A 24,952-nucleotide genomic window follows, 5' to 3' on the forward strand; every position below is an offset into this window, starting at 1 on the left:
CAACCGTTCGCCTGCCGTCGCCCGCGTGCGGGCAACGGCAGTGGCACCACGAGCCGGTATCTCAGCCGATCTGGATGTGGCCCTCCGCGTAGCGCATTCCCCGCGTGCGCCGCGTGGCCAGGAAGTACCCCAGCGACAGCGGTCCGACGCGGCCGAGCAGCATGGTAAGCATCAGCATCCATTGCCCGGGAAACGACAGTTCCTCGGTGATGCCGCGCGACAAGCCCACCGTGCCGAAGGCGGAGACGCTCTCGAAGGCCAGGTCGAGAAACGCGAGCCGCCCATCGGTGATGCACAGCACTAGCAGCGTCACGAACACCAGCGCCACCCCGGCCAGTGCCACGGCGACGGCCTTCATGACCGTCTGTTCGCCGACGGCGCGTCCATAGGCCGCAGGCTGGGTCCCGCGGAGGAAGGCCCGCGCCACCAACAACAGTACGATGAAGGTGGTGAGCTTGATACCGCTGGCGGTAGAGCTCGTGCCGCCGCCGATGAACATCAGCAACATGGTGAGCAGCGTCGAGGCATCTGACATGGCGGCGGTATCGACGCTGTTGAAACCGGCGGTGCGTGGTGTCACGGCCTGAAACCAGGCTGCTTGCAATTTGTCGCTGAAGGTGTCCAGTCCGCCCAGCGTCGCGGGATTGTGCCATTCGAGCGACGCGATCGCCGCCATGGCCATCAGGTTGATCGCCAGGGTCGCGCTCAGCACGATCTTGGTCTGCATGGAGAAACGTCCCCAGCGTCGCTTTTCGCGGATGTCGCTGATCACCATGAACCCCAGCCCGCCGACGATGAACAGCGCACTGACCACCAGTGTGACCAGGGGCGTGCCGACGTCGCGCGTCAGGCTGTCGGGCCACAGCGAGAAACCGGCATTATTGAAGGCGGAGACAGCATGAAACAGGCTGGCCCACAGGCCGCGCGACCAGCCCAGCTCCGGCACCCAGTGGAGTGCGAGAAGGGCCGTCCCCAGCGCCTCGACCACCATCGCAAAGGCCACCACCAGACGCACGAGCTGGGAAAGTTCGCTCAATGAGCTGCTACCCAGCGTTTCACGCACCAGGGTTTGCTGCTGTAGAGGAAGACGTGCCCCCAGCAACAGCAACGTCAGTGCCCCGAAGGTCATGAATCCCAGTCCGCCGACCTGGATCAAGATCAGCAGTACGAGCTGACCGAACCCCGTAAACCCACTGGTATCGACGACGGTCAGGCCAGTGACCGTCACCGCCGAGGTGGCGGTGAATAGCGCTTCTTGCCAGTCGAGCGGTACCGTCGCGGCCATGGGCAGTCGCAACAGGCCACCCCCGATCAGGCAGAGCAGGGTGAAGCCCAAGAGCAGAATTTCCGGCGGCGAAAGCCGCAGCATGCGGCCATGCGGCGTATGCCGCCAGGGGCGTGACAAACGTTGCCAGACCCCCATGTTTAAAGGCCTCGTGTCGGGACGGCGACGGGCGGGGGCAAATGGTGTGGCATTATAATTGACTCCCCAGCTCACGCAGGGCGGCGAGATCGCCCATCAGGATCAGGTGGTCGCCGCACGCGAGCTCCGTGTCGCGCTCGGGGGCACGAATCACCTCGTCGCCGCGTTTGATGGCGACCAGGGAAAGCGCGCGTTCGTCGATATCGAGCTGCGCCACGGTCGCGCAGTGCTGGGTGAGGCGTTCGGTGGTCTCGATCTCGACGATGAACTCGCGTTCGCCGAGACGAATGAAATCGACCATGGCATGATAATTGAGGCTTTCGGCGACACGCAGGCCGGTATCGTACTCCGGGTAGACGATATGGTCGGCGCCGAGGCGTTTGAGCAGCTTGTAGTGGGCGTCGGAGTGTGCCTTGGCCCAGATGTCGCGGGCGCCTAGTTCCTTGGCGTGCAATGTACAGATCACGCTGGCCTCGAGGTTGCCGTCGACGTCGATGACCACGGCGTCATAGCTCTCCAGCGAGAGTTCGGCGAGCGTCTTTTCGTCGGTGACATCGGCAATGACGGCATGATCGAGGTGCTCGGCCATGGCATCGACACGGCTCTCGTTGCGGTCGACGCCAAGTAGCTGATTGTCATGGCGCTTGAGCTCGCGCGCGACCGTACTGCCGAAATAGCCGAGACCGAGAATGGCGAATTGGCGTGTCATGCGACCTCCTGGGCTATGGATGCGCGTGATGCGCCGGGTCCGGGGGGCAGCTTCGCATACGCCGGCAATGGGCTCCAGCGATTGCCCCGCCGTCGCGGTTCGGGCAGACGCGGTTCGCGAAGTCTGGGTGGAAAACGGTAGAATCGCCCGGTGGCAAATGCTCGCGCCGCGTTGCATGAACCACAACAATAACTCTTCAGGTGAACCATGACGGCAAGACAGCAACCCAAAAATCTTTGGATCGGCCGCTGGGGCTTCGTGCTGGCGGCGACGGGCTCGGCAGTGGGCCTGGGCAATATCTGGAAATTCCCTTACATGACCGGGGAGTATGGCGGCGGCGCCTTCGTGCTCGTCTACTTGGCTTGTATCCTGTGCATCGGCATTCCCGCGATGATGACCGAGATTGCGTTCGGGCGGCGCGGGCGCGGGAGTCCCATCGATGCCGTCAAGCGCGTGGCGCAGGAATCCGGGCGCGGCAAGATCTGGTCCGGTTTCGGCTGGATGTCGATGCTCGCCGGGTTCATGATCCTGTCCTTTTACGTGGTCGTCGCCGGCTGGTCGCTGGCCTATCTGTGGAAGGCGATCAGCGGTGGCCTGCAAGGCGGCAGCGTGGAAGACATGGCGGCGATCTTCGGCGCCAACAACGCCAACCCGCTGACCCTGGGGGCGTGGAGCACGCTGGTGACGGTGGTGACCATGTTCATCGTCGGCAAGGGCGTGCAGGAGGGCATCGAGCGCAACATGCGCTGGATGATGCCGGGCATGGTGCTGTTGCTGCTGGTCATGATCGTCTATGCCATGTTCTCGGGGGGCTTCGGCGAGGCGGTGACGTTCTTGTTCTCCTTCGAAGTGGGCAAGCTGTCGAGCGAGGGACTATTGGCGGCGATGGGGCATGCCTTCTTCACGCTGTCGCTGTCGGCGGGCGCGATCATGGCCTACGGTGCTTATTTGCCCGACAACAAGTCCATCGCGCGGACGACCTTCACGGTGGCGATCTGCGATACGCTGATCGCGCTGATGGCCGGGTTGGCGATCTTCCCGGCGATCTTCGCCAACGGTATGGATCCGGCCAGTGGCCCGGGACTGATCTTCATGAGCCTGCCCCTGGCTTTCCAGCAGATGCCGCTGGGCAGTGTGCTGCAGGTGATCTTCTTCGTGATGCTCAGCGTGGCGGCGTTGACCTCGGCGGTGTCGATGATCGAGGCGACCGTGGCCTGGTTGACCGAGCGCAAGGGCATGAGTCGCAAGCGCGCGGCCTGGAGCAGTGGCATCGTGCTCTGGTTGCTGAGCACGCTGGCCATGCTGTCGTTCAACCTGGGCGCCGACTGGACCTTCGCCGGCAAGAACTTCTTCAACTGGCTCGATTACCTGACCTCACGCTGGATGATGCCGCTGGGCGGTCTGGGGCTCTGCTTGATGGCCGGCTTCCTGCTGCGTGACGGGACCTTCCGCGACGAGTTGCGCCTTTCCAAGCGTCAGCATGCGCTATGGTTGTTGATGGTGCGTTATGTCAGCCCGTTGGGGATCGTGCTGATCTTTATCGACGCGTTGGGGGTGATGAGCATCGACATCGGCAGCCAGTGGCCGTGGTTCCTCGCGGTGCTGGTGGTGATCACCGTGCTCGGCGAAATGCTGAGCCCTCGCGTCGGGCGTCAGCTCGCCGGTTGAATGGGCCCCGGCAAAGTGCGTATGACGGATACAGAAGTCCGGCCAAGGCCGGACTTCTGCATGTCGGCAACGACGTGGTCGAGTCGTTAGGCGCCTAGTCTTCGATTTCCCAGGTGACGTTCACGCCGGCCTCGATGGGGATTTCCCCGGCGCGGTATTCCGGTGCCGCTTTGGCATCGGCGGATTCGGCGCGCATCATCATGGTACGCGGCGTGTAGGTGGGCGACTGCGTTTCCTCGACATTGATCACATCGCCGAGCTTGATCTGGAGCGTGTCGGCCATCAGCCGAGCCTTGTGTGTGGCGCGCTCGAGGGCTTTCGACAGCGCCTTGTCGGTGGCTGCGTCGCGGTCCTTCAGGCCATATTCGACACCCTCCAGTGCATCCACGCCGGCAGCGGTCAGGGCATCGAGAATGCTGGGCAAGCGTTCGAGGTCATTGATCGTCACGCTGACGGGACGCGTGACCTGGGTGCGCACTTGATCTTCGGCGTTATCGTCCTCCTGGGAGCGCACGATGATCTCGGGATGTACGCTGAGCGAGCCGGCTTTGATGTCACTGCTTTTTACACCGGCCTCTTCCAGGGCGCGGATCAGCGTACCGGTGCGTGACTCGAGACGTTGGCGTGCGTCGGCAAGCGCCTGGGCGTCATTGCCGGCCTTGCTACGGGCCACGGCCGGGGTACGCTCCCATAAGCGTGCATTGAGCCGTGCCATGTTCGGTGCCACGTTGAGGCTCGACTGTGCTTGCACGTGAAGTGCATGCGAGGCGTTGGGGCCGGGCTTGGCTTGCGCCTGGGGAGTGACCACCAGCAACGCGCCGAGTAGCGCCGTCGCCATGCCGGGAAGACGAATATCCTTGCGCATCATGCAACTCTCCTGTGGGTGTTGAGAACACTGAGCCGTCGTCGAGACGAATGACTCAAGTGACCATGCTATCCTGCGCGCCCGAGAGTGGCTATGGGAGGGCGTGAGGTTGCGCCGTATTGACGCGTTTCTGACACATCTGCTGGTGCTGGTGACGTTGTTATCGTCCGATCTGGCGCTGGCGGCGATCGAGGTGACCGACGATGCCGGCAACAAGATCACGCTGGATAGTCCCGCCGAGCGTGTCGTGGCGCTGGCGCCGCATATCGTGGAGATGCTCTATGCGGTGGAGGCCGGCGAACGTCTGGTGGGCGTGCTGCAGGGCAGCGATTTTCCGCCTGCCGCTCGGGACATTCCGCGGGTGGGCAGTTATCGAGGCATCGCGCTGGAGGCCATCATGGCGCGTGAGCCGGATCTCGTCGTGACCTGGCGCAGCGGCACGCCGCGCAGCGTGGTGGAGCGCCTTGCGGCGCTGGGCGTGCCGGTCTACGAGAGTGAGCCTCGCCGGCTCGACGATGTGGCGAATGACTTGCGTGATCTGGGCCGTCTCACCGGTCATGCGAAGGCGGGCGCGCGGGCGGCCGAGGCGTTCGAGTCACGCCTGGCTGCCTCGCGGCAAACGCTGAGCGAGACGCCGCGCGTCTTCTATCAGTTGGGACGCACCCCGCTGACCACGTTGGGCGATGGGCATATCATCACCCAGGCAATCCGCCATTGCGGGGGGACGCCGTTGTTTGCCGAACGCTCGGTACTGGTGCCGGAGATCGGGCGCGAGGCGTTGATCGAGGCGCGTCCCGAGGTGATCCTGTCGGCCTCGCGCAGCGATGACTGGCAGCACACCTGGCAAGGCCACGACTGGCTGCCGGCGGTGCGCAACGGCCATCTTTACACGCTCGCCCCGGATCTCATCAGCCGCCCCGGTCCACGACTCGTCGAGGGCATCGCACAGGTCTGTCAGGCCCTCGAGCGGGCATCACAACCCCCTGAACAAGACACTCAATAATCGATGCCGCGACGTGCCTGGACGCCGGCATTGAACGCATGTCGTACTTCCTGCATCTCGGTGACGGTATCGGCCATGTCGAGCAGTTCACGATGGGCATTGCGGCCGGTGACGATCACCGTCTGCTCGCGTGGCCGGTTGGCGAGGGCTTCGCGCAGCGTGGCGATGTCGAGATAGCCGAACTTGAGCATGTAGGTGATCTCGTCGAGCACTACGAGGTAGACATCGGGGTCGCTCAGCAGGCGTTGGGCGTCCGCCCACACGGCCTGACAGGCCTGGGTGTCAGACTCCCGGTTCTGGGTTTCCCAGGTGAAGCCGGTGGCCATGATATGCACGCTCAGGTTGGGATCATCCTCGAGGCGTTCGCGCTCGCCGCATTCCCACATCCCCTTGATGAACTGCACCACGCCGGCCCGATAGCCGTAGCCGAGCGCGCGGGTAACGGTGCCCCAGGCGGCGGTCGTCTTGCCTTTGCCGTTGCCGGTGAAAACGAGCAACAGGCCGCGTTGCTCGGTGGCGGCGGCGACCTTCTCGTCGACATGCGACTTGAGGTTGCGCATGGCGTTGCGATGGCGGGATTGACGGTCGGTCATGCGATATTCCTGGACAAAAGAGGCAACGTAACGCGCGACGGGTACGCCGCACAATGTCATGACGCACGCGGCTTACAGGCGCTGTTCGAGTTCCTGCCACAGGCTACGATAGGCCCTTGCCGCAGGTGAGGAGCGCGCGAACTGCGTGACCGGGGCGCGCTCGAGTCCCATGCGCTCGATGGCGCTGGCGTTGGGGATGGTGGTGGACAACATCAGGGGCCAATCCTGCTTGAGGGTGGCCATGACCTCGAGGTGGAGTTTCTTGCGGCGATCGGCGAGCGCGAAAAAGGGCCAGACCGGGCAGGTATGGTCGGCTTCATCGAGGTACTCGCGCAGCTGTTCCAGGGTGCGCAGCGAGAGCGTCGTCGGCACGATTGGCACCAGCAGGGCATCGACGCTCGAGAAGACATGTTCGGAGAGTGTGGAAATGCTTGGCGGGCAATCGAGTATCACCAGATCGTAATCGTCGTGAACCGGTTTGAGTATCTTGCGTAGCCGACTGAGCTTGCGATCCTCGAGCAGGTGGTCCATTTCACGCGAGCCGAACGAGGCCGGAAGCAGGTCAAGACCAGGCATCTCGCTGGTGCGGATGACCTTGTCGAACGAGGCTTTGCCCTTGACGAGCTTGTCCACGCCACCGCGTATCTTGGGTTTGACGCGTAGATAGTAGGTAGTGGCCGCCTGCGGATCGAGATCCCAGAGCAATACGCGATAACCGGCCTGGCTCGCCAAGGTGGCCAGATTGACGGCCGAGGCGGTTTTGCCCACGCCGCCTTTGATACTGTAGATGGCGAGCATTTTCATCGCGATTTCTCCCGGGCAATGGCGTCGGGTAAGGTGACAGTCGATGGTGACACTTACATGACCGGCCAAGCGTACCATCGACGCGTGTGTCGGCGCTCCTGCAGACGATAACGCGGTACCCTGATGATACGTTCATTGTGAATGTTCGACAGGAGCAAGGGAAGTGCCAGCTCTGCGGCACGGGAGGCGACGGTGGAAGTACTCAGGCGGCGTATCGAGCGTCAGATCATGGGGGTGACGGGCATGGCGCTGGGCGGTATCGATTATGAGCAGCCGCCCGGCGACCCCGGGTTGTTCGGCCCGCAGAGCGTCTGCTGGCGTGTGCACAGCGATTTCACCTCGATGCTGTGCGGCGGCATCAGCGCGTTGATGTTGCAGATGCTGCATCCTCTGGCACTGGCCGGTGTGTGGGACCATTCCAACTTTCGCGACGATATGCTCGGCCGGTTGCGCCGCACCAGCCAGTTCATTGCCGCCACCACCTTCGCCTCTACCGCCGATGCCGAGCGCCTCATCGATCGGGTGCGGCGGATTCATGACAGCGTGGCGGGTACCGCGCCTGATGGTCGGCCCTATACCGCCAATGACCCGGGCCTGCTGACCTGGGTGCACACCGCCGAGGTCAGTCGTTTTCTTGCCGCACATCTGCGCTACCGCAACCCTGACCTGAGTGCTGCCGACCAGGATCGTTACTATGCCGAAGTGGCACGGATCGCCGAGGCACTGGGGGCGCGTGACGTGCCACGCACGCGCGGTGATACCGATGCCTATCTCGAGGCGATGCGTCCGCAGTTGCGCTTCGATGCGCGTACCGCCGAGGTCTTCAGGCTGTTGATCGGGGCGCCGGCGCCGCATCCGTTGGCGCGACCGCTGGTGGCGCTGACGATGCGCGCCGGTGTCGACTTGTTACCGTTCTGGGCGGCCGAGATGGCCCACCGCGACATGCCGCGCTGGCAGCGTCATGCCGTGCGCACGGGCGTGCATCGGCTGGTGCCGATCATGCGCTGGTCGGTGCGCAATGGCGCCTCGAACCGTGCACGTCGGCGAATCGCCGGAACTACGACGGCGGCCGGGTCACCGACGGCGCCTGACCGTACTTGAGTTCGAACTGCTCGGTCATCTCCTGGCAGCGTTTCTCGGTGGTATGCCGTTGGCGATCGTTCATCTCCGGCGCTGCCAGCGACTGCCAGCACTGGGCGATGGCGCGTTCCTCGCCGGCTTCGTCTTCCGGGGTCGCGCCCTGGCTGATGAAATAGATGATGACGGCGTACACCGCCACGATGAAGGCAATGGCGCCGACGATCAGGCCCAGGCAGCCTGGCTTGTTGGCACGGCGCGGCGTCGCATCGCGCGAGGATGAAGCGTCTTTCACGGCGGACTCTTTCTGCGTCGATTGAATGCGTGTCGAGATTATAACAAAGCTGGCCCCGGTGGCGGGGCGGCGCAATGTCGCGTGCTGCCATATCGCCAGGCAAGGCGCGTTGTACTTGGGTCGCCAGGACGCGGTTGCTATCATGTGCCCATGAACGCTACGCCGCTCCCGCCGCGCCCCGCGTCCCTCGACGATCCACTTTATTATCTGCATAACTTCCGTAGCGCCTTGCGCTGGATCGAGGCCTGCTACGTGGATCTGCTCGACGACCACGAACGCGACTTCCTCACGCGCTTTGACACCTTGCCGCAGTCCGCGCAGGCGCTGTGGGTGCGTATGGTCATGCGCAAAGGCGATACGTTTCGTGACGATCGGCTCGACTATGCGGAAATCGGAACGCCGTCTGCGGCGATGCTGCCGTTGATCGAATGCGAATGGGTGGACGCCGATCCGCCTCTATCGCTGGCGGCGCTGTGGCCCTTGCTGACCAAGGTCGAGATCGGCCGCCATCTGCACGGGCTGTTGCGGGATCACGGCCTCACGCGTGGCGCGCGCAAGGCGGACATGATCGAGGTGCTCGCCGAGGCCGACCTTGGCGAGCATTCGCTGGCCACTTGGTGCCCCGAGATTCCCTTCAAGGTGGTGCGCATGACGCGGATGGCGTTGTGCGAGCGGCTGCGGTTGATGTTCTTCGGCAATCTGCATCAGGACTGGAGCGAGTTCGTGCTCGCCGATCTTGGCATCCGCCGCTTCGAGCGAGTACCGCTGAGCCCGGCGTCGCGGGCCTTTCAGCGCCGCGAGGACATTCACGCCTACGCTCATCTGCATGCTTGTCGCGAACGCCTGGAGGCGGGCGAGCCGATTGCCGACATATTCGATGACGTGCCGCCGCCGAATGCCAATCCGTGGCTGGAAAACCGACGCGGCAAGCTGCTGTTCCTGCTGGCTCGGGCGCATGAGCGTGAGGGCGAACTGGCGGCGGCGGAAGGCCTCTACGCGCAGAGCGTTCACCCCGGTGCCCGTGGGCGTCGACTGCGCATGCTGGAGCGCCAGGCCTGCCACGCCGAGGCTCTGACGCTGGCCAACGAGGCCTTGGCGGCGCCGGAAAGCGAGGCCGAGCGTCAGCAGCTGGACCGCCTGTTGCCGCGCCTGCATCGTCGTCTCGAACTCGCGCCGCCGTCCGTGACCGAGGAGCCTGTCCCGGCGCGCCTGGCGATGACGCTACCCCGTACGGCGTCGGTGGAACGCGCCGTGGCGGCGCAACTGTCGTGCGAGTCGATGCCGGTGTACTACGTCGAAAATACGCTGATCAATGCACTGTTCGGTTTGCTGTGCTGGGAGGCCGTGTTCGCGCCGCTTCCCGGGGCCTTCTTTCATCCGTTCCAGCGTGCCCCGGCGGATCTGCTGCGCCCCGAGTTCGCATCGCGTCGCGAGACACTCTTCGCTCGCTGTCTGGCGCGTCTCGAGGTGCCCGAGGGCGCGCATGGCTATCGCGCCGTGATCCGTCGCACCTATCATGACAAGCACGGGCTCGAATCCCCCTTCGTGCAGTGGGAGGCACTCGATGAGGCGTTGCTGGACATGGCGCTGGCGTGCCTGCCGGCGGCGCATTTGCGACTGTGGTTCGAGCGTTTGCTGCGTGACGTGCGTGCCAATCGGGCGGGCATGCCGGATCTGATCCAGTTTCGTCCCGCGCAGGGCGGCTACCGGATGATCGAGGTCAAAGGGCCGGGCGATCGGCTGCAGGACAATCAACGCCGGTGGCTGGCGTTTTGCGCACATCACGGCATGCCCCTCGATGTCTGCCATGTGACGTGGGCATCATGAGCGAGACGGTGACCTATACGGTAGCGGTGCGCAGCCTGTGCGATTTCACCGCCAAACGCGGCGATCTCGATTTGCGTTTCACGCCATCGCCCAGCGCGGAAGAGGGCATCGAGGGGCATGCCTGGGTGACCTCGCGTCGCGCGGCTCATTACGAGTGCGAAATTGCCTTGAGCGGTGTCTATCGGAGCGCTGCCGGACATGGCTTGCGAGTGCGTGGACGTGCCGACGGTTTCGATCCGCAACGTGGCCGTCTGGAAGAGATCAAGACCCATCGCGGTGACCTGACGCGTCAACCGGAGAATCATCGTCATCTGCATTGGGCCCAGTTGCGCCTTTACGGCTGGCTGCTGTGCGAGACGCGAGGCCTCGACGAACTCGAACTGGCGCTGGTGTATTTCGATATCGCTCGCCAGGTCGAGACACCGCTCGTCGAGCGCGTGGGCCGCGACACCCTGCGTCGCTTCTTCGAGGCGCAGTGCGCGGCGTTTCTCGACTGGGCGTTGCAGGAAACCGCGCACCGTACGGCACGCGACAGCGCCCTCGAAACGCTGCGTTTTCCGTATGCGAACTGGCAGGGTGAGCAGCGCACACTGGCGGAAAACGTCTACAAGGCGGCGAGTACCGGGCGCGCGCTGCTCGCCCAGGCGCCCACGGGCACCGGCAAGACCCTGGGCACGCTCTTCCCGATGCTCAAGGCGATGCCCACGCAACGCCTCGACGGCCTGTGCTATCTCGCCGCCAAGACCCCCGGGCGACAGCTGGCGCTGGATGCCCTGAAACCCGTGGTGGAAACGACCCCGCTGCGTGTGCTGGAGCTGACCGCGCGCGACAAGACCTGCGAGCATCCCGACCTTGCTTGCCACGGCGAGTCCTGCCCGTTGGCGGCGGGCTTTTTCGATAAGCTGCCTGACGCACGGCGTGCATTGATCGCCGGTGGCGACTGGGATCGCGCGCACGTGCGCGATGTCGCCTTGGCGCATGACGTCTGCCCGTATTACCTGGGGCAGGAAATGGCGCGCTGGAGCGATGTCACGGTGGGCGATTATCACTATTACTTCGCCAGCGGCGGCATGCTGCATCTATTGACCCAGGCCAACGACTGGCGCCAGGGCGTGCTGGTCGACGAGGCGCATAATCTCATCGAACGCGCACGTAGCATGTACAGCGCCAGTCTCGATCAAGGCGATCTGCGTGCCCTGATCCGCGAGAAACCGGCCGGTGTCACTGCCGCGCTCAAGCAGCTCAATCGCGAATGGAACGCGCTGGGTCGCGAGTGTGTCACTGAGCATACCGCGCTCGAGCGCGTCCCCGAGGCGTGGCTGGCTGCGTTGCAGCGCCTGGTGGGGACGATCGGGCAGGTCGCCGCCGAGCCGCCTTATACCTTGTCACCGGCCTTGCAGCGTTTCTATTTCGATGCCTTGAAGACAGTGCGCATCGCCGAACTCTTCGATCGCCATTTCGTCTGCGACATCGCCATGCGCCCGGGCCACCGCGGCCTGCGCCATGCGTGCCTGAGTCTGCGCAACATCGTGCCGGCGCCCTTGCTGACCCCGCGTTTTAAGGCGGCGCATGCCAGTGTGCTGTTTTCGGCCACCCTGACGCCCGAGCGTTATCAGCGCGATCTACTGGGCTTGCCCGAGGACAGTGTGTGGCTGGACGTGGCATCGCCCTTCGCCACGGAACAGCTCCGCGTGCATATCGCGCGGCACATCTCCACGCGCTTTCGTGATCGCCAGGCATCGTTGGCACCTATCGCCGACTTGATCGCCGCCACCTATGCGCGTCGGCCGGGTAATTATCTGGCCTTCTTCAGCAGCTTCGCTTATCTGGAAGATGTCGCCACGCATTTGCGCGAGGCGCACCCCGAGGTGCCGCAATGGCAGCAGGCGCGAGGCATGGATGAAACGGCACGGACGGATTTCCTGGCGCGTTTCACGCCGGACGGGGGCGGGGTCGGGTTTGCGGTACTCGGCGGGGCCTTCGGCGAGGGCATCGATCTTCCGGGGGAGCGATTGATCGGTGCCTTCATCGCCACCCTGGGACTGCCGCAGGTCAATCCGGTCAACGAGCAGCGTCGGCGCTATCTACAGGCGATGTTCGGTGCCGGCTACGACTATGCTTACGTTTATCCTGGGGTACAGAAAGTGATTCAGGCCGCCGGTCGGGTGATTCGTGGACACGAGGACCGGGGCACGGTTCACTTGATTGATGACCGTTTCGCCGAGCCCCGCATTCAAGCGCTATTGCCGTCATGGTGGCATGTCACCCACAGCGTTGGCGCTCAGGCTCGCAACCCGGGCAGCGCTTCTCTAGGGTAGGGCGCACATGTCTCAGAGAGTGTTTACAAAAGGACTGCGCTCGACAATTCGGCGTTAAAATCGGCTTTAAAATACTCATTTACCCCGCGTAAACTCCGCTTTTTCGCCCGCTTTTGCCTTGTCTTGACGTCGCTCGCCTATTTTGTAACCCCCCTCTCAAGGACGAGTAATATGAGTTTGATGCTGAGTGTGGTGCTATTCGTCGGATGTGCCCTGGTCATCGGCGTGGTCGGGACGCGCCTGACCGGCGTGGTGGACACGCTGGCCGACCGTACCGGCATGGGAGAAGCGATTGCCGGGGCGGTGCTGATGGGCATGGCGACGTCGTTATCCGGCATCGTGCTGTCGGTGACGGCAGCCTGGAACGGCCAGCCCGAACTGGCGATGAGCAATGCCGTGGGTGGGATTGCTGCACAGACGTTGTTCCTGACTTTCGCCGATGCGGCGCTGCGACGCGTCAATCTCGAGCATGCGGCAGCATCCATCGGCAATCTGGCGCAGGGCACATTGTTGATGTGCCTGCTGGGCATGTTGCTGGTGGCGCGTTACTCGCCGGAGTGGACATTGTGGGGCATTCACCCGGTCACGCCGCTTCTGTTTCTGGGCTATGTGTATGGGCTGCGCATCATCGATGAAGTGCGTAGCCAGCCGATGTGGACGCCGCGACGCACGCGTGAAACCCGCGAGGATGCACCGGATGACGAGGCTCAGCGCTATTCCTTGATGCGTCTGTGGGGCGCATTTGCCGCGCTGGCCTTGTTGCTGGGCGTGTCCGGCTGGGTGATGGAGAAAGCGGCGACGACGCTGGCGGCGGAAACGGGCATGAGCCAGACCGCCGTGGGCATACTGTTGACCTCGGTCGCGACCTCCTTGCCCGAGCTGGTGACCGCCGTGGCGGCCGTGCGTCGCGGAGCGCTGACCCTGGCCGTGGGTGGGATCATCGGCGGCAACGCCTTCGATACGCTGTTCGCCGCCGCCTCGGACATCGCCTATCGCGACGGGTCTATCTATCACGCCGTTTCCGAGCAGACATTGCTGTGGATCGCACTGTCGGTACTGATGACGGCGGTATTGCTGCTGGGTCTGGTGCGTCGCGAGAAACATGGGCCGGCACGCATCGGCTTCGAGAGCGTGGCGCTGGTGCTGTTATACGGCGCCGGGGTGGCGATGGTCTTTCAAGAGGCGTCCTGAGCCGCGTGATTCGATGCGGGCGGCCGCCTCAGTCGAACAGGTCGCCCTGGGCGTGCGGAGCGCGAAATGCGCTGGTGTCGAGGCCCATCTCGGTACGATTGCCGATGCCCAGGCGCCGACAGGTGGTGCGGAAACGTTGCCCCAGAAGTGTCGCGAACACGCCTTCGCCGCGCATGCGATGGCCGAAGCGGGCATCGTAGTCCTCACCGCCACGGCACTGGCGGATCAGGCTCATGACCTTGTCGGCGCGTAGCGGGTAGTGCTCGTTGAGCCAGGTCTCGAACAGCGGCGCGACCTCATGCGGAAGGCGCAACAGCATCCAGGCGGCGGTGCGCGCGCCGGCATCGTGGCCGGCTTCCAACAGGGACTCGAGTTCATGATCGGTCAGCCCCGGAATCACCGGTGAAATCAGGGTGCCCACGGGGATGCCGGCTTCGCTGAGTTCGCGGATGACCTTGAGGCGCGTGCGCGGCGCCGCCGTGCGTGGTTCCAGCGTGCGCTTGAGGTCATCATCGAGGCTGGTCAGGCTGACGAACACACGCACCAGGCGGTGCTCGGCCATCTCGGCGAGCAAGGCCTTGTCACGCAGGATCAGGGCGCTCTTGGTGACCAGCGTGACGGGATGGCGGGTATCCAGCAGCAATTCCAGCAGGGCTCGCGTCGTGCCGCGTTCCGCTTCCAGCGGCTGATAGCAGTCGGTGTTGCCCGACAGGTTGATCGGCCGGCAGACATAGCCGGGTTTGTCGAGTTCATCGCGCAGTCGCTCGACCATGCCGGTGCGCGCGATCAGCTTGGTTTCGAAGTCGAGCCCCGGTGACATGTCCCAGTAGGCATGGCTGGGACGTGCGTAACAGTAGATGCAGCCGTGCTCGCAACCGCGGTAAGGGTTCAACGAGCGATCGAAGGACAGATCCGGCGAGTGGTTCCAGGACAGCGCACTCTTGGCCGGTTCGTCACGCACTTGCGTTGCTAGTCGTGTGGGCGCTTCTTCCTGCCACCAGCCATCGTCGACGGCGTCGCTGACCGTGGGTGAAAAACGATTGTGAGGGTCGAAGGTTGCGCCTCGGCCCTTGCGGGCGAGGGAGCGGTCTCTGGGCGTCGTCATCATGCAATGCCTTGACTGTATACATGAACAGTATAGAGGCCATGCAGATGGGTTCAACCCGGCTGGCGGGGTGTCAGCCGGGCGGATAGCCCAGGGCATCGCGCAAGCGTTCGGCATGCGTGGCGACCCAGGTCGGATCGATGGGCCCCCAGTCGCGGATGACGTAACGTCCGATATGATGTCGGGCGCCGGACTGCTGTTGGAATTCGCAGTGGATGTCCAGCTCGACCAGGGCGTTGACGGTGTCCTGGGCAGTACGGCGCGGCATGCCGGTAGCCTCGATCAGCGCGGGCACGCTAGTCGTCCCGTTGTCGATGAGGTGCGCCACATATAGCCGGCGATAGAAGCTGCTTTGCGTCTTGCTGAGTGCCATGGGCGTGCTCCGGAAGAGGAAAGGAGGCGGATAGCATAACGCCCCACCCCGGAAAGGGGCAGGGCGCATGCGCTGCACCGCGTGGGGAGGACGCAGTCAGAAGCGCAGCGTCACACCGCCTTCCACGTAGCGATCCCGGGTGTTGTAGCCGTCGACCCGTTGGTATTGCTTGTCGAAGGCGTTCTCGACCTTGGCCGAGAGCTCGATCATCGACGTGACCTGCCAGGCAGTGCGCAGATCGACCACGCCGTAGCCGGCGACAGTGGTGTTGCCATAAGTGACGAAATCGGTATCGCGACGATCACCCGCCGCGCGCAGAGTCGCGCCGAACGACCAGTCGGCCAAGGCGTAGTCGGCATCCAGGCGGCCGAAGGTCCGGGCACGGCGAAGCAGGCGTTCGCCGGTCTGGCGGTTTTCTGGGTTCTGGTGCGTGAGGCTGGCGCGGAGCGTCAGGCCGCCACTCTGCCAGCCGCCGCTGAGTTCCACCCCGCGAATGCGCGCTTCGTCGACGTTGTAGGGGATATACGTAACGGGGGCGTAACTGATCAGGTCGTCGATACGGTTATCGAAAACGGTGACACGTCCTTGCCAGCCACCACGCTCGTAGGCCCAGAACGCTTCGAGATTCTCGGCGGTTTCCGCCTCGAGGCTTGGGTTGGTGCCATAAGGGCCATAGAGATCGATCAGGTTGGGCGCCTTGTAGGCCGTGGCGATGCTGGCGCCGAGTCGTTGGTACGGCGTGAGCTGATAGGCGTAGCCGAGGCTGCCGGTGGTCTCGTCGCCGAACAGGGAGTCGTCGTCATAGCGCAATGCGACGCTCATTTCATGGGCGCCGTAAGTACGCCGCATCATGGCGTAGATACCGACGTTCTCGCGACTGTCGCGGGCATAGCTGGCGCCAGCGCGGTTGTTGAAGTCGACGCTGTCTTGGCGATAATCGATGCCCAGCACGTCCACGCCGTTGTCGCGGGTGAAACGATGTTGCAGGCCGACCTCGTCACGGTGGCTCTCGATCAGGCTCTGACGTTCCCCCGCGCGGCGTTCTTCACGCTGTTCGTCGAAATGGCCGGCGGTGACCAGCATTTGCCAGTCCGACTGGAGCTGAACAGCGAGCTGGCCGCCGAAGGACTGCAGGTAGCCTTTGGTGACACAGTCCTGAGAGGCGGGGAACCCGCAATTATCGTATTCGCCCTCGAAGTTCTGGCGCAGGGCGTTGACGCTCACCTCGACGTCGTCGGTGACACGATGCGACAGCCCCAGTTGCGCGCCTGCGCGCTCGAAGCCGTCGCGTTCGCCGCTTTCATCCGCCTGCGTGGCATTGAAGCCGTCGCCATCGCGGTGAAAGAGCGAGGCGTTCAACCGGGTGTCGTCATCGCCGGTGGCGATCCAGGCACTTTCGTGGTGCGTATCGTTGCTGCCCGTGCTCGCCTTGAGCCCACCTTGCGTACCGGTGGCTGCGCCACGCCGGGTGAAGACCTGGATGACGCCGCCGATGGCGTCGGCACCGTAGGCGGCGGCCCGTGGCCCACGCACGATCTCGATACGCTCGATGGCCTCGAGTGGCAGCATCTCCAGGCTGGCGCCACCGCTGGTGGCCGAGTTGATACGCACGCCATCGACCAGCACCAGGCTATGGTCGGATTCGGTCCCCCGCATGAACAGGCTGGAGAGCGTTCCTAGTGGCCCATTCTGAGCGATTTCGATGCCCGCACGGCCTTGCAGCAGGTCGATGATCGAGCCGGCTTGGCTGCGCTCGATATCGGCGCGGTCGATGACGGTGGTGCTGGCCATGACATCGCTCTGCGACTGGGGAAGCCGGTTGGCGGTGACCTGCAGATCGGATAGTCGTTGATCGCCTTGCGCCTGTGCGCTGCCCGCCACGACCAGGGCGAGCCACAGCAGGTTCTTTTTATGCAACATGGAATAACGCCTCATCAGCGTAAGAAACGAGTTACGCGATGAGGAGGACAGAAGGTGACGCCGCCGCGTCGCCTGGACGGCGCGAATGCAACGGTCGCCACTGGCGAAGCCCTCCGCATCAGCCAGTGCTGAGACGCAGGCCGGTCTCCGGACTGACGCGCTGGCGGCGGAGAAGATCCGACACCGGGCGGAAATGCCTTCCCACTCGAATGGATGGAGAGCAGTGGCGGTCGCAAGCTCGGCAAGCAGCGACGATTTCCGCTGTGGCGCGATTACCGTTGCGGGGGCAGTACGGGACTTTCACCCGTTTCCCGAGCACCTGGGTCTCGACGGGCGGGGATTCTGCGTGGCGGTACCGGGGAAGTCAAACGCCGGCCGCGATCAACGCGTGCCGTGCGCTTCACGACGGCGGGCTGCCCGCTTCCTTCCCACCGAGGTGTCAGCGCTTCTTGGCCTGCGTCGGGGGATCGGGCTCGTGCAGGACCAATTCAACCCGCCGGTTCGCTGCGCGTCCCTCGGCCGTGGCGTTGCTTTTCAGTGGATGCGTATCGGCGTATCCCACGGCACGTAGCTTGTCGCGGTCGATGCCTTCTTCAACCAAAAAGCGCAGTACGGCAGCGGCGCGTGCCGTCGACAGCTCCCAGTTGGATGGGAAGCGATCGGTGGCGATGGGACGACTATCCGTGTGTCCTTCGACGGTGATCTCGCCTTCGAATTCCCGCAACGAGTCCAGCAACTGCCGTAATACGTCGCGGCCTGCGTCGGTAAGGCCGGCGTTGCTGCTGGAAAACAGCAGACGGTTCTCGATACGGAAGTTCAGCGTCTGAGCGCTTTGCGTCACTACCACGCCATCGATAAGAGGCTTGAGCGTCTCCGTCAGCCGTCGCACGGCGCTGGTGGGGGACGACTCGACACGCGCCATCAAGGCCTCGGCGGGGGCTGGGTTGACCATGATCATGCGTGGCGTGAGTGGTGCCATCGGCGGCGGTGTATAAAATGCCGTCTCACGTGGTGGCACATACCGTTTGTCGGCACGTGGCGGGACATAAAAATTGGGTGTCCAGGCGGGCGCATGCAGGGTGGGTACGCCCAGTACCGGCATGGCAAGCGTCGTATCGTTGGCGTTGCTGTCGTCGTTACCGGTCAGCGCCAGCAACAGCACGAACAAGGTGATCAGCAGGGTGAGCATGTCAAGATAGCTCATCAGCCAGCCGCCATTCTCGTCGCTCGCGTGATGCGCAGGAGCGATCAAGGCGTCGCCGGCCTCGATGGCATAGCGATGCGTCACACGGCTCATGCCACCGTTTCCTCCTGCTTGCGCGCATCTTGTTCGGACGCATTCGCGCGCGGTGCCGGGTCGCGAATTTCATCCTGGTGCTCGGCCATGAAGGAGTTGAGCGTATCTTCGATGAACGAGGGCAAGCGACGCTTGGCGACCAGCATGACGCCTTCCATGACCATGTGCATTTCGATCAGGCGTTCCTCGGTGCGGCGCTCCAATTTCACCGCAACCGGTTTGAGAATCAGGTTGGCGAGGAGGATGCCGTAGAAGGTCGACATCAAGGCAATGGCGAGGCGTGGCCCGATGACTGCCAAGTCACCACTGTCGAGTACTTCGAGCATGTTGATCAGCCCGATCAAGGTCCCCAGCATGCCGAATGCTGGAGCGTAAGTGGCCATGGTGCGGAAGATCTGCGACTCGGCGTATTCACGCGCGCGCATGCGGGCGATGCGCCAACGCAGCACATCATGAATCTCGTCGTCCTGAGTATTGGCGATGACCAGCGATATCCCGGTGCGCAGGAACGGATTGCGTGTGTCCTCGAGCTCGGCCTCGATGGCGCGGATGTTGCCTCGAAACCAGTGCCGGGCCATGGACACCAGGGTCTGGATGTCGTCGTCGATACGGCTATTTTCGCGACGGAAGACGAGGCCCACGAGACGCGAGACACGCACGACCTCACGCATGGGATAACTGATGAACGTGGCGGCCAGCGTACCGGTGATGACGATGGCGAGGCCGGGAAAATTGAAGAAGCTGCTGGGCGTTTGTGCGGTGAAGAGCACGACGGTAGCGAGCAGCAGCACACTGGCGGCGATGCCGATCAGAGTCGACGGGTTCATGGGCGTTATCCGGTGCACGAGCGGCATGAAAGCGATGTGGCCTGGGCGTATCCGAAGACGCGCTACGGATAACCCCGAGAGCCTCCATGAGGCATGATACGCGCGCGCGAAGCATGCAAAGCGTGTATTTGCCGGGTGCTTTGTGCGCTTTTCAACGACTAGGAAGTAGCGCCGGCGACGTGTCCGTGAAACAACGGCGGATCGTCGCTGATCACTGCTTCGACGCCCCACTCCCAGCGAGGCAGAAACATGGCCGGATCGTTGGCGGTATAGCACAGCAAGTGTAGACCGGCGCTGCGTACGGCGTCGGCGGCGGCAGGTTTCAGCTTGCGCCAGTCGAGATGGACGCTATACGCCCTCAGGGTGTCGACATCCGCGCGCCAGTCTTTGGTGAGCTTGTCAGAGAGCAGGCCCAGGTGTAGCCGGTGCGGATCGCTCTCGATGTCGCGCGCGGTGCGCAGTGCCACGCGGTCGAACGAGGACACCAGCAGCCGAGAGGGGGGAAGCGCGGCCAACAGGCGCGGCACGACAGCCTCGACCAGGGCGGTGGGGCGATGTCGGTAGCTGATCTTGAGCTCGAGGTTGAGCCCCATGTCGTATTCGACGATCAGCGCCAGCATTTCGTCGAGCGTCGCCATGCGCTCGTGGCGGAACGCGGGGCTGAACCAGCTTCCCACATCCAGCTGGCGCGCTTGGGCAAGATCGAGATGCCGCAACTTGCCGCGTCCGTTGGAGCAGCGGCGTACACCGGCGTCGTGCCAGATCACCGGCGTGCCATCGCCAAGTTGCTGGACATCGAGTTCCACCCAACGGCACCCGGCCGCATGGGCGGCGCGTACCGCGGCCAAGGTGTTCTCGGGGGCATGTGCTGAAAGTCCACGATGCGCGATGGTGCGGGGCAGCGTGAGGCTCATGCCGCTGTGCGATGAGGTTCGTGCTCCGCACTGGGGGGGCGTTGTCGGCGCCAAGCTGGCATCGCGTGAAGAAAGTGGCATGTCAATTAACCTCGCGGATGGCCAATGAGTATTATGGCATGTCGTGCCGGTGTCGGTTCAGTGGCGGGGACTGCGCCACGACCTCAGCCGGGCTGACGACTAGATTGCGACAGCGTTATGACAGGAACATGATCGTATCGCCATGGGGCGGCGTTCGGGGATATGGTAATCTGCGCGCCTTGTTTCGAGATCAGTCGTCTGACCCTTTGGAGGTAGACGGCGCCCGACCCGGCAGAGAGACCGATGAAAATCATCCATGTGAAGAATCCAGAAAATCGCGAGGCGTGCCTAGCCCAACTGTGCGCCAATGTGTATGGCCAGGAGGCCGGGCTCGCGCCCCTGGTGACCTTTACCGGGACGCAGGGCGTCTTGTTCGAGCAGGACGCAGCACGCATTTTTGTCCTCGCCGACGATCAGCAGGCGATTCTTGCCATGATGCTGCTGGTCTCGGATATCGAAGGCCAAGGCATGGAAGTGACGCTGCTTTCGACGCCGGAAAGCGGCGACGAGGAGCATGTCAAACGTCTGGTCAGGGAAATGGCCACGCGCGCGCCCTTGCGGGTGCATGCCCCCGACGAGGCCAGCGAAGCCTTCTTTCGCGATTGCGGCATCACTCAGTGGCTCGATATGCCGGACGGCGTGCGTTTGGGCCTGGCCGCCTGTCACGAGACAGTGACGCCGGAGACGTTGACGACACCGCTGCGCTTCAACGCCGAGGGTATCGTGCAGACCTTCAAGCGTGAGCCCGAGACATTCGCGTCGTATAAGGCACGCTTCATCGCCGGGCTAGAACGCTTCAACGGCCGGGTGTGAGCCTGGCCTGCGCATGCGCGGTGGCACATGTCGTTAGCGGTGGCACAGTGTTGCAGAAACATGCTCGGCACGTGATGACTTGACCCGGCGGGCGTTCGGCGCTTGGATGAATGCCTATATTCGTTAGCTCCATAAGGAAGACTACATGGCCAAGCGTATTCAGTTTGCACGTACCGGTGGACCCGAGGTCCTGGAATATATCGACGTTACCCCTGCCGAACCCGGTCCGGGAGAGGTGCGTGTTCGCAATCGCGCGGTGGGATTGAACTTCATCGATATCTATTTTCGCACCGGGCTTTACCCGGCGCCCGGCTTGCCCTCCGGATTGGGCACCGAAGGAGCCGGCGAGATCGACGCCGTGGGCGAGGGGGTCACCCTGTTCGCGCCGGGCGATCGTGTCGCCTACGCCCAGGGCCCGCTCGGCGCCTATGCCGAGCAGCATGTATTGCCGGCGGAAAAGGTCGTCGCCTTGCCCGACGCCATCGATGAGGAGACGGCCGCTGCCGCCATGCTCAAGGGGCTGACGGTGCAGTACCTGCTGCGCCAGACGTATCGGGTCAAGGAAGGCGAGACGATCCTCTTTCATGCGGCGGCGGGCGGGGTCGGCTCGATTGCCTGCCAATGGGCCAAGGCGCTCGGCGTCAAGCTGATCGGCACCGTCAGTTCGCCCGAGAAGGCCGAGTTGGCCAAGCGCAACGGCGCCTGGGCCACCATCGACTATACGCGGGAAAATGTCGTCGAGCGCGTTCGCCAGCTGACCGGTGGCGAGATGGTACCGGTGGTCTACGATTCGGTGGGCAAGGACACCTGGGAAACCTCGCTGGACTGTCTCCAGAAACGCGGCCTGATGGTGAGCTTCGGCAATGCGTCCGGCCCGGTCGAAGGCGTCAACATCGGCATCCTCAATCAGAAGGGCGCCTTGTTCGTGACGCGCCCCAGCCTCAACGGTTACGCCGACACGCGTGAGCGTTTCGAGGCCATGGCCGCGGAACTCTTCGAGGTGATCGCCAGCGGCCAGGTCACCATCGATGTTGCCAACCGCTATCCGCTGCGTGACGCCGCCAAGGCACAGGAAGCGCTGGCGGCGCGTCAGACTACCGGCTCGACCGTCCTGGTGCCCTGACTCCCTCATCGGAAAACAGCTCGGCTGATACGAAGCCGCCCGCCATAGATGGCGGGCGGCTTCGTTTGAGCGCCCCCTCAGGACCAGAGTCCGGCATGGGGGATCCTTAGAGAGTGGGCATGGTAAAGTGGTTGGTCTCCTCGCGGATGCCGCTTGGCCAGCGCTGGGTGATGGTCTTCATGCGGGTATTGAAACGAACCCCGTCCGGGCCGTGCATGTGCAGCGGACCGAACAGCGAACGCTTCCAGCCACCGAAGCTGTGGAAGGCCATGGGCACCGGGATCGGCACATTGACGCCGACCATACCGACCTGGATCTGCTCGCAGAACTGGCGGGCGGCATCGCCGTCGCGGGTGAAGATGGCGGTGCCATTGCCGAACTCGTGATCGTTGATCATGGCCACGGCGTCGTCGAAGCTGGTGGCGCGGGTGATGGCCAGCACCGGGCCGAAGATCTCTTCCGCGTGGATGCGCATGCCCGGCTTGACATGATCGAACAGCGAGCCGCCGACGAAGTAGCCGTCGCTGGCCCCTTCGATGGTGGTATCGCGGCCATCCACCACCAGCTCAGCTCCTTCCTCGACGCCGGTGGCAATGTAGCCCTTTACCTTCTCTAGGTGCTCCTTGGTGACCAGCGGACCCATGTCGTTGTCGGGGCCGTCGACCAGACCCGGGCCGACGCGCAGCGTCTCAAGACGGGCGATGAGCTTTTCTCGCAGGCGCTCGGCAGTTTCTTCACCCACTGGCACCGCCACCGAGATTGCCATGCAGCGCTCGCCGGCGCTGCCGTAGGCCGCCCCCATCAGTGCGTCGACCGCTTGGTCCAGGTCGGCATCGGGCATGATGACCATGTGGTTCTTGGCGCCGCCCAGCGCCTGGACCCGCTTGCCGTGGGCGGAGGCGGTGGCGTAGATGTACTCGGCGATCGGGGTGGAGCCGACGAAGCTCACCGCTTGGACGCGCTCGTCGGTGAGCAGCACGTCCACCGATTCCTTGTCGCCGTTGACCACGTTGAAGGCGCCGTCGGGCAGCCCGGCTTCCTTGAGCAACTCGGCCAGTCGCAGGGGCGCGGACGGATCCTTCTCGGACGGCTTCATGATGAAGGTATTACCGCAGGCGAGTGCGATGGGGAACATCCACATCGGGACCATGGCCGGGAAGTTGAACGGCGAGATGCCGGCACAGACGCCCAGCGGCTGCATCATCGAGTAACTGTCGACGCCGGTGCCGACGTTCATCGAGTGCTCGCCCTTTTGCAGGTGCGGGATGCCGCAGGCAAATTCCACCACTTCGAGACCCCGAGTCACTTCGCCCTTGGCATCGGAGAATACCTTGCCGTGCTCGCGGGAGATCATGGCTGCCAGCTCATCGATGTGGGCCTCGACCAAGGTCTTGAACTTGAACAGGATGCGTGCGCGCTTGAGCGGAGAGACCTTCGACCAGGCCGGGAAGGAATCATGGGCAAGCCGCACTGCTTCCCGGGTTTCGTCCGCGGTGGCCAGTGCGACCTGGGAGCTTTGCTCGCCGGTGGCCGGGTTGAAGACCGGGGCGTAGCGCTCGCTGCGGCCCTCGACGATGCTGCCGTTGAGAAAGTGGTGAATCTGGTTCATATCGGATACCTGGACCATTGGTTATGTCGCTAAATATTGATGACGGTGAAGCGCGACGTGACCGAATCGCGCTATCGCATAACGCTCACGCGTTCCGTGAGTTGGACGGCGGCGCTGCGGGCTGCCTATTTGCTGATCGTGAAGCCGGCCTGTTCGGCCAGAGCGTGCAGGTTGCGATAGCCCAGACGCGCATAGGTCAGCGGGTCGGCCACCTTGGGATCCTGCTCGGCCTCTACCACCAGCCAGCCCTCATAGCCGCTCTCGCGAAGCGCCATTAGGGTGGGCGCGAAGTCGATATTGCCGTCTCCCGGGACGGTGAAGAGGCCATCGAGCACCCCATCAAGGAAGCTCTTGTCGCGGTTGCGCAGTTCGTTCAGGACAGGGAAACGCATGTCCTTGCAGTGCACGTGCTTGATGCGCGAGGCATAGCGCTGAGCGATGGTGAGCGGATCACCGCCGGCACCAACCAGATGCCCAAAGTCGAGCAGCAGGCCCACAGAGTCGCGGGTGGCGTCCATCATGTGTTCGATATCGGCCTGGCTTTCCACTACCGTGCCGAGGTGGTGGTGGTAGGCCATGTGCACGCCCTGCTCCCTGAGGTAGTCGCCGACCACGTTGAGGCCGTCGGTGAGCCGGGCCCATTCGTCCTCGCCAAGGGTCGGGCGCTGGGACACGGGGCGGTACTGATCGCCATGGATACAGTGGCTGACCTCGCAGAACACCATGACCTTGGCGCCGCACTGCTTGAGCAGGTTGAGGTGATCCTTGACCGCCTCGATTTCCTCCTCCGGGCTGCGCTCCAACAGGCGGCTGGAGTACCAGCCGGAGACCAGCGACAGGTCATGGTCGCCCAGCACTTTCGAGAGTGCATCTGGGGTGCGGGGAAACTTCTGGCCAAGCTCGAAGCCTGAGAATCCCGCTTCACGCCCTTCGGTCAGGCAGGTCTCAAGCGGTGTGTCGCCGCCGAGACTCGGCAAGTCGTCGTTGGTCCAGGTAAGAGGATTGATGCCGAGGCGAGTGATCATGGGGCGTACTCCTTGGTAGTGATGCGGTCACCGGCACATCGGCATGGCATCAGGCGACCGGTCATTATGCGTATTAGTAACGGTGCGTCGTT

General features: G+C 63.7%; 22 protein-coding genes and 1 riboswitch. Of the genes, 8 read left to right on the top strand and 14 right to left on the bottom strand.

The genetic code is table 11. The annotated features are described in order from the left end of the window. Positions 1–61: 61 nt before the first annotated feature. Positions 62–1,423 (bottom strand): TrkH family potassium uptake protein, encoded by a 1,362-nt coding sequence (locus C8E00_RS01580; RefSeq protein WP_133693716.1) that lies wholly within the window; start codon positions 1,421–1,423, stop codon positions 62–64. A 52-nt stretch (positions 1,424–1,475) separates the two neighbouring features. Continuing rightward, positions 1,476–2,132, bottom strand: coding sequence for a potassium channel family protein (locus C8E00_RS01585; protein ID WP_166638211.1), 657 nt, complete (start codon positions 2,130–2,132; stop codon positions 1,476–1,478). Between the two features lie 207 nt (positions 2,133–2,339). Here C8E00_RS01585 and C8E00_RS01590 point away from each other — a divergent pair, with 207 nt between their 5' ends. Further along, positions 2,340–3,800: a sodium-dependent transporter gene (locus C8E00_RS01590; protein ID WP_133693721.1), complete on the top strand. Its 1,461-nt coding sequence runs from the start codon at positions 2,340–2,342 to the stop codon at positions 3,798–3,800. A 94-nt stretch (positions 3,801–3,894) separates the two neighbouring features. Here the strand turns inward: C8E00_RS01590 and C8E00_RS01595 are convergent, their stop codons facing one another. Further along, positions 3,895–4,668, bottom strand: a complete 774-nt coding sequence (locus tag C8E00_RS01595) for an SIMPL domain-containing protein (RefSeq protein ID WP_133693723.1) — start codon at positions 4,666–4,668, stop codon at positions 3,895–3,897. A 106-nt stretch (positions 4,669–4,774) separates the two neighbouring features. Between C8E00_RS01595 and C8E00_RS01600 the strand changes: the two genes are divergently transcribed. Beyond that, positions 4,775–5,668, top strand: coding sequence for a cobalamin-binding protein (locus C8E00_RS01600; protein ID WP_133693725.1), 894 nt, complete (start codon positions 4,775–4,777; stop codon positions 5,666–5,668). On the opposite strand, the gene cobO is transcribed toward C8E00_RS01600, so the two are convergent. Continuing rightward, entirely contained in the window at positions 5,662–6,261 is a 600-nt protein-coding gene (gene cobO / locus C8E00_RS01605; protein ID WP_133693727.1) for a cob(I)yrinic acid a,c-diamide adenosyltransferase, read from the bottom strand. The two genes, C8E00_RS01600 and cobO, sit on opposite strands and share 7 nt — an antisense overlap. 72 nt (positions 6,262–6,333) lie before the next feature. Then, entirely contained in the window at positions 6,334–7,065 is a 732-nt protein-coding gene (locus tag C8E00_RS01610; protein ID WP_133693729.1) for a ParA family protein, read from the bottom strand. A 192-nt stretch (positions 7,066–7,257) separates the two neighbouring features. Between C8E00_RS01610 and C8E00_RS01615 the strand changes: the two genes are divergently transcribed. Further along, a complete protein-coding gene (locus tag C8E00_RS01615; protein WP_133693731.1) occupies positions 7,258–8,166 on the top strand; it encodes an oxygenase MpaB family protein in 909 nt (302 codons plus the stop codon). Here C8E00_RS01615 and C8E00_RS01620 read toward each other — a convergent pair. After that, the gene (locus C8E00_RS01620; RefSeq protein WP_133693733.1) at positions 8,123–8,437 is read right to left on the bottom strand and encodes a hypothetical protein; all 315 of its coding nucleotides are present in this window, start codon (positions 8,435–8,437) and stop codon (positions 8,123–8,125) included. The genes C8E00_RS01615 and C8E00_RS01620 overlap by 44 nt on opposite strands. 150 nt (positions 8,438–8,587) lie before the next feature. Here C8E00_RS01620 and C8E00_RS01625 point away from each other — a divergent pair, with 150 nt between their 5' ends. The 3 genes from C8E00_RS01625 to C8E00_RS01635 all read left to right on the top strand — a co-directional run bounded on the left by C8E00_RS01625 (position 8,588) and on the right by C8E00_RS01635 (position 13,773). Further along, on the top strand, positions 8,588–10,264 hold the full coding sequence (locus C8E00_RS01625; protein ID WP_133693735.1) for a VRR-NUC domain-containing protein: 1,677 nt from the start codon (positions 8,588–8,590) through the stop codon (positions 10,262–10,264). Next, positions 10,261–12,582, top strand: coding sequence for an ATP-dependent DNA helicase (locus tag C8E00_RS01630; RefSeq protein ID WP_133693738.1), 2,322 nt, complete (start codon positions 10,261–10,263; stop codon positions 12,580–12,582). Before C8E00_RS01625 ends, C8E00_RS01630 begins: the two co-directional genes overlap by 4 nt. 171 nt (positions 12,583–12,753) lie before the next feature. Further along, the gene (locus C8E00_RS01635; protein WP_133693741.1) at positions 12,754–13,773 is read left to right on the top strand and encodes a sodium:calcium antiporter; all 1,020 of its coding nucleotides are present in this window, start codon (positions 12,754–12,756) and stop codon (positions 13,771–13,773) included. A gap of 28 nt (positions 13,774–13,801) precedes the next feature. Here the strand turns inward: C8E00_RS01635 and C8E00_RS01640 are convergent, their stop codons facing one another. The 6 genes from C8E00_RS01640 to C8E00_RS01670 form a co-directional block, all read right to left on the bottom strand. Continuing rightward, positions 13,802–14,878 (bottom strand): PA0069 family radical SAM protein, encoded by a 1,077-nt coding sequence (locus tag C8E00_RS01640; protein ID WP_133693743.1) that lies wholly within the window; start codon positions 14,876–14,878, stop codon positions 13,802–13,804. A 73-nt stretch (positions 14,879–14,951) separates the two neighbouring features. Continuing rightward, positions 14,952–15,251, bottom strand: coding sequence for a winged helix-turn-helix domain-containing protein (locus C8E00_RS01645; RefSeq protein ID WP_133693745.1), 300 nt, complete (start codon positions 15,249–15,251; stop codon positions 14,952–14,954). Positions 15,252–15,347: 96 nt separating this feature from the next. Continuing rightward, positions 15,348–17,171: a TonB-dependent receptor domain-containing protein gene (locus tag C8E00_RS01650; RefSeq protein WP_166638212.1), complete on the bottom strand. Its 1,824-nt coding sequence runs from the start codon at positions 17,169–17,171 to the stop codon at positions 15,348–15,350. A gap of 121 nt (positions 17,172–17,292) precedes the next feature. Beyond that, positions 17,293–17,509: riboswitch (cobalamin riboswitch) on the bottom strand. 101 nt (positions 17,510–17,610) lie between these two features. After that, positions 17,611–18,468, bottom strand: coding sequence for an OmpA/MotB family protein (locus C8E00_RS01655; protein WP_243833080.1), 858 nt, complete (start codon positions 18,466–18,468; stop codon positions 17,611–17,613). After that, positions 18,465–19,295 carry a motility protein A gene (locus C8E00_RS01665; protein ID WP_133693750.1) on the bottom strand — a complete coding sequence of 277 codons (831 nt, stop codon included), beginning with the start codon at positions 19,293–19,295 and terminating at the stop codon, positions 18,465–18,467. The genes C8E00_RS01655 and C8E00_RS01665 overlap by 4 nt, the downstream gene beginning before the upstream one ends. Before the next feature lie 158 nt (positions 19,296–19,453). After that, complete coding sequence (locus C8E00_RS01670; RefSeq protein ID WP_133694503.1) at positions 19,454–20,209, bottom strand: glycerophosphodiester phosphodiesterase family protein; 756 nt, start codon at positions 20,207–20,209, stop codon at positions 19,454–19,456. A 324-nt stretch (positions 20,210–20,533) separates the two neighbouring features. On the opposite strand from C8E00_RS01670, the gene C8E00_RS01675 reads away from it, so the two are divergent. Together C8E00_RS01675 and C8E00_RS01680 are read left to right on the top strand one after the other, a co-directional pair. Continuing rightward, on the top strand, positions 20,534–21,103 hold the full coding sequence (locus C8E00_RS01675; protein ID WP_133693752.1) for a hypothetical protein: 570 nt from the start codon (positions 20,534–20,536) through the stop codon (positions 21,101–21,103). A 145-nt stretch (positions 21,104–21,248) separates the two neighbouring features. After that, on the top strand, positions 21,249–22,226 hold the full coding sequence (locus C8E00_RS01680; protein ID WP_133693755.1) for an NADPH:quinone reductase: 978 nt from the start codon (positions 21,249–21,251) through the stop codon (positions 22,224–22,226). Positions 22,227–22,332: 106 nt separating this feature from the next. Here C8E00_RS01680 and C8E00_RS01685 read toward each other — a convergent pair whose 3' ends face one another. Both C8E00_RS01685 and iolE read right to left on the bottom strand, forming a co-directional pair. After that, positions 22,333–23,835, bottom strand: coding sequence for a CoA-acylating methylmalonate-semialdehyde dehydrogenase (locus C8E00_RS01685; RefSeq protein ID WP_133693757.1), 1,503 nt, complete (start codon positions 23,833–23,835; stop codon positions 22,333–22,335). A 125-nt stretch (positions 23,836–23,960) separates the two neighbouring features. After that, positions 23,961–24,860 (bottom strand): myo-inosose-2 dehydratase, encoded by a 900-nt coding sequence (gene iolE / locus C8E00_RS01690; protein ID WP_133693759.1) that lies wholly within the window; start codon positions 24,858–24,860, stop codon positions 23,961–23,963. Between the last annotated feature and the right edge of the window lie 92 nt (positions 24,861–24,952).

Origin of the sequence: Chromohalobacter marismortui (genome assembly GCF_004364315.1) — a bacterium.
Classification (GTDB): Bacteria; Pseudomonadota; Gammaproteobacteria; order Pseudomonadales; family Halomonadaceae; genus Chromohalobacter; species Chromohalobacter marismortui.

Excerpts from the sequence above, each read along its gene's own strand:
- C8E00_RS01580 (WP_133693716.1), bottom strand. The coding sequence starts at position 1,423 with ATGGGGGTCTGGCAACGTTTGTCACGCCCCTGGCGGCATACGCCGCAT.
- C8E00_RS01585 (WP_166638211.1), bottom strand. The coding sequence starts at position 2,132 with ATGACACGCCAATTCGCCATTCTCGGTCTCGGCTATTTCGGCAGTACG.
- C8E00_RS01590 (WP_133693721.1), top strand. The coding sequence starts at position 2,340 with ATGACGGCAAGACAGCAACCCAAAAATCTTTGGATCGGCCGCTGGGGC.
- C8E00_RS01595 (WP_133693723.1), bottom strand. The coding sequence starts at position 4,668 with ATGATGCGCAAGGATATTCGTCTTCCCGGCATGGCGACGGCGCTACTC.
- cobO (WP_133693727.1), bottom strand. The coding sequence starts at position 6,261 with ATGACCGACCGTCAATCCCGCCATCGCAACGCCATGCGCAACCTCAAG.
- C8E00_RS01610 (WP_133693729.1), bottom strand. The coding sequence starts at position 7,065 with ATGAAAATGCTCGCCATCTACAGTATCAAAGGCGGCGTGGGCAAAACC.
- C8E00_RS01625 (WP_133693735.1), top strand. The coding sequence starts at position 8,588 with ATGAACGCTACGCCGCTCCCGCCGCGCCCCGCGTCCCTCGACGATCCA.
- C8E00_RS01630 (WP_133693738.1), top strand. The coding sequence starts at position 10,261 with ATGAGCGAGACGGTGACCTATACGGTAGCGGTGCGCAGCCTGTGCGAT.
- C8E00_RS01635 (WP_133693741.1), top strand. The coding sequence starts at position 12,754 with ATGAGTTTGATGCTGAGTGTGGTGCTATTCGTCGGATGTGCCCTGGTC.
- C8E00_RS01640 (WP_133693743.1), bottom strand. The coding sequence starts at position 14,878 with ATGACGACGCCCAGAGACCGCTCCCTCGCCCGCAAGGGCCGAGGCGCA.
- C8E00_RS01645 (WP_133693745.1), bottom strand. The coding sequence starts at position 15,251 with ATGGCACTCAGCAAGACGCAAAGCAGCTTCTATCGCCGGCTATATGTG.
- C8E00_RS01650 (WP_166638212.1), bottom strand. The coding sequence starts at position 17,171 with ATGTTGCATAAAAAGAACCTGCTGTGGCTCGCCCTGGTCGTGGCGGGC.
- C8E00_RS01655 (WP_243833080.1), bottom strand. The coding sequence starts at position 18,468 with ATGAGCCGTGTGACGCATCGCTATGCCATCGAGGCCGGCGACGCCTTG.
- C8E00_RS01665 (WP_133693750.1), bottom strand. The coding sequence starts at position 19,295 with ATGAACCCGTCGACTCTGATCGGCATCGCCGCCAGTGTGCTGCTGCTC.
- C8E00_RS01670 (WP_133694503.1), bottom strand. The coding sequence starts at position 20,209 with ATGAGCCTCACGCTGCCCCGCACCATCGCGCATCGTGGACTTTCAGCA.
- C8E00_RS01675 (WP_133693752.1), top strand. The coding sequence starts at position 20,534 with ATGAAAATCATCCATGTGAAGAATCCAGAAAATCGCGAGGCGTGCCTA.
- C8E00_RS01680 (WP_133693755.1), top strand. The coding sequence starts at position 21,249 with ATGGCCAAGCGTATTCAGTTTGCACGTACCGGTGGACCCGAGGTCCTG.
- C8E00_RS01685 (WP_133693757.1), bottom strand. The coding sequence starts at position 23,835 with ATGAACCAGATTCACCACTTTCTCAACGGCAGCATCGTCGAGGGCCGC.
- iolE (WP_133693759.1), bottom strand. The coding sequence starts at position 24,860 with ATGATCACTCGCCTCGGCATCAATCCTCTTACCTGGACCAACGACGAC.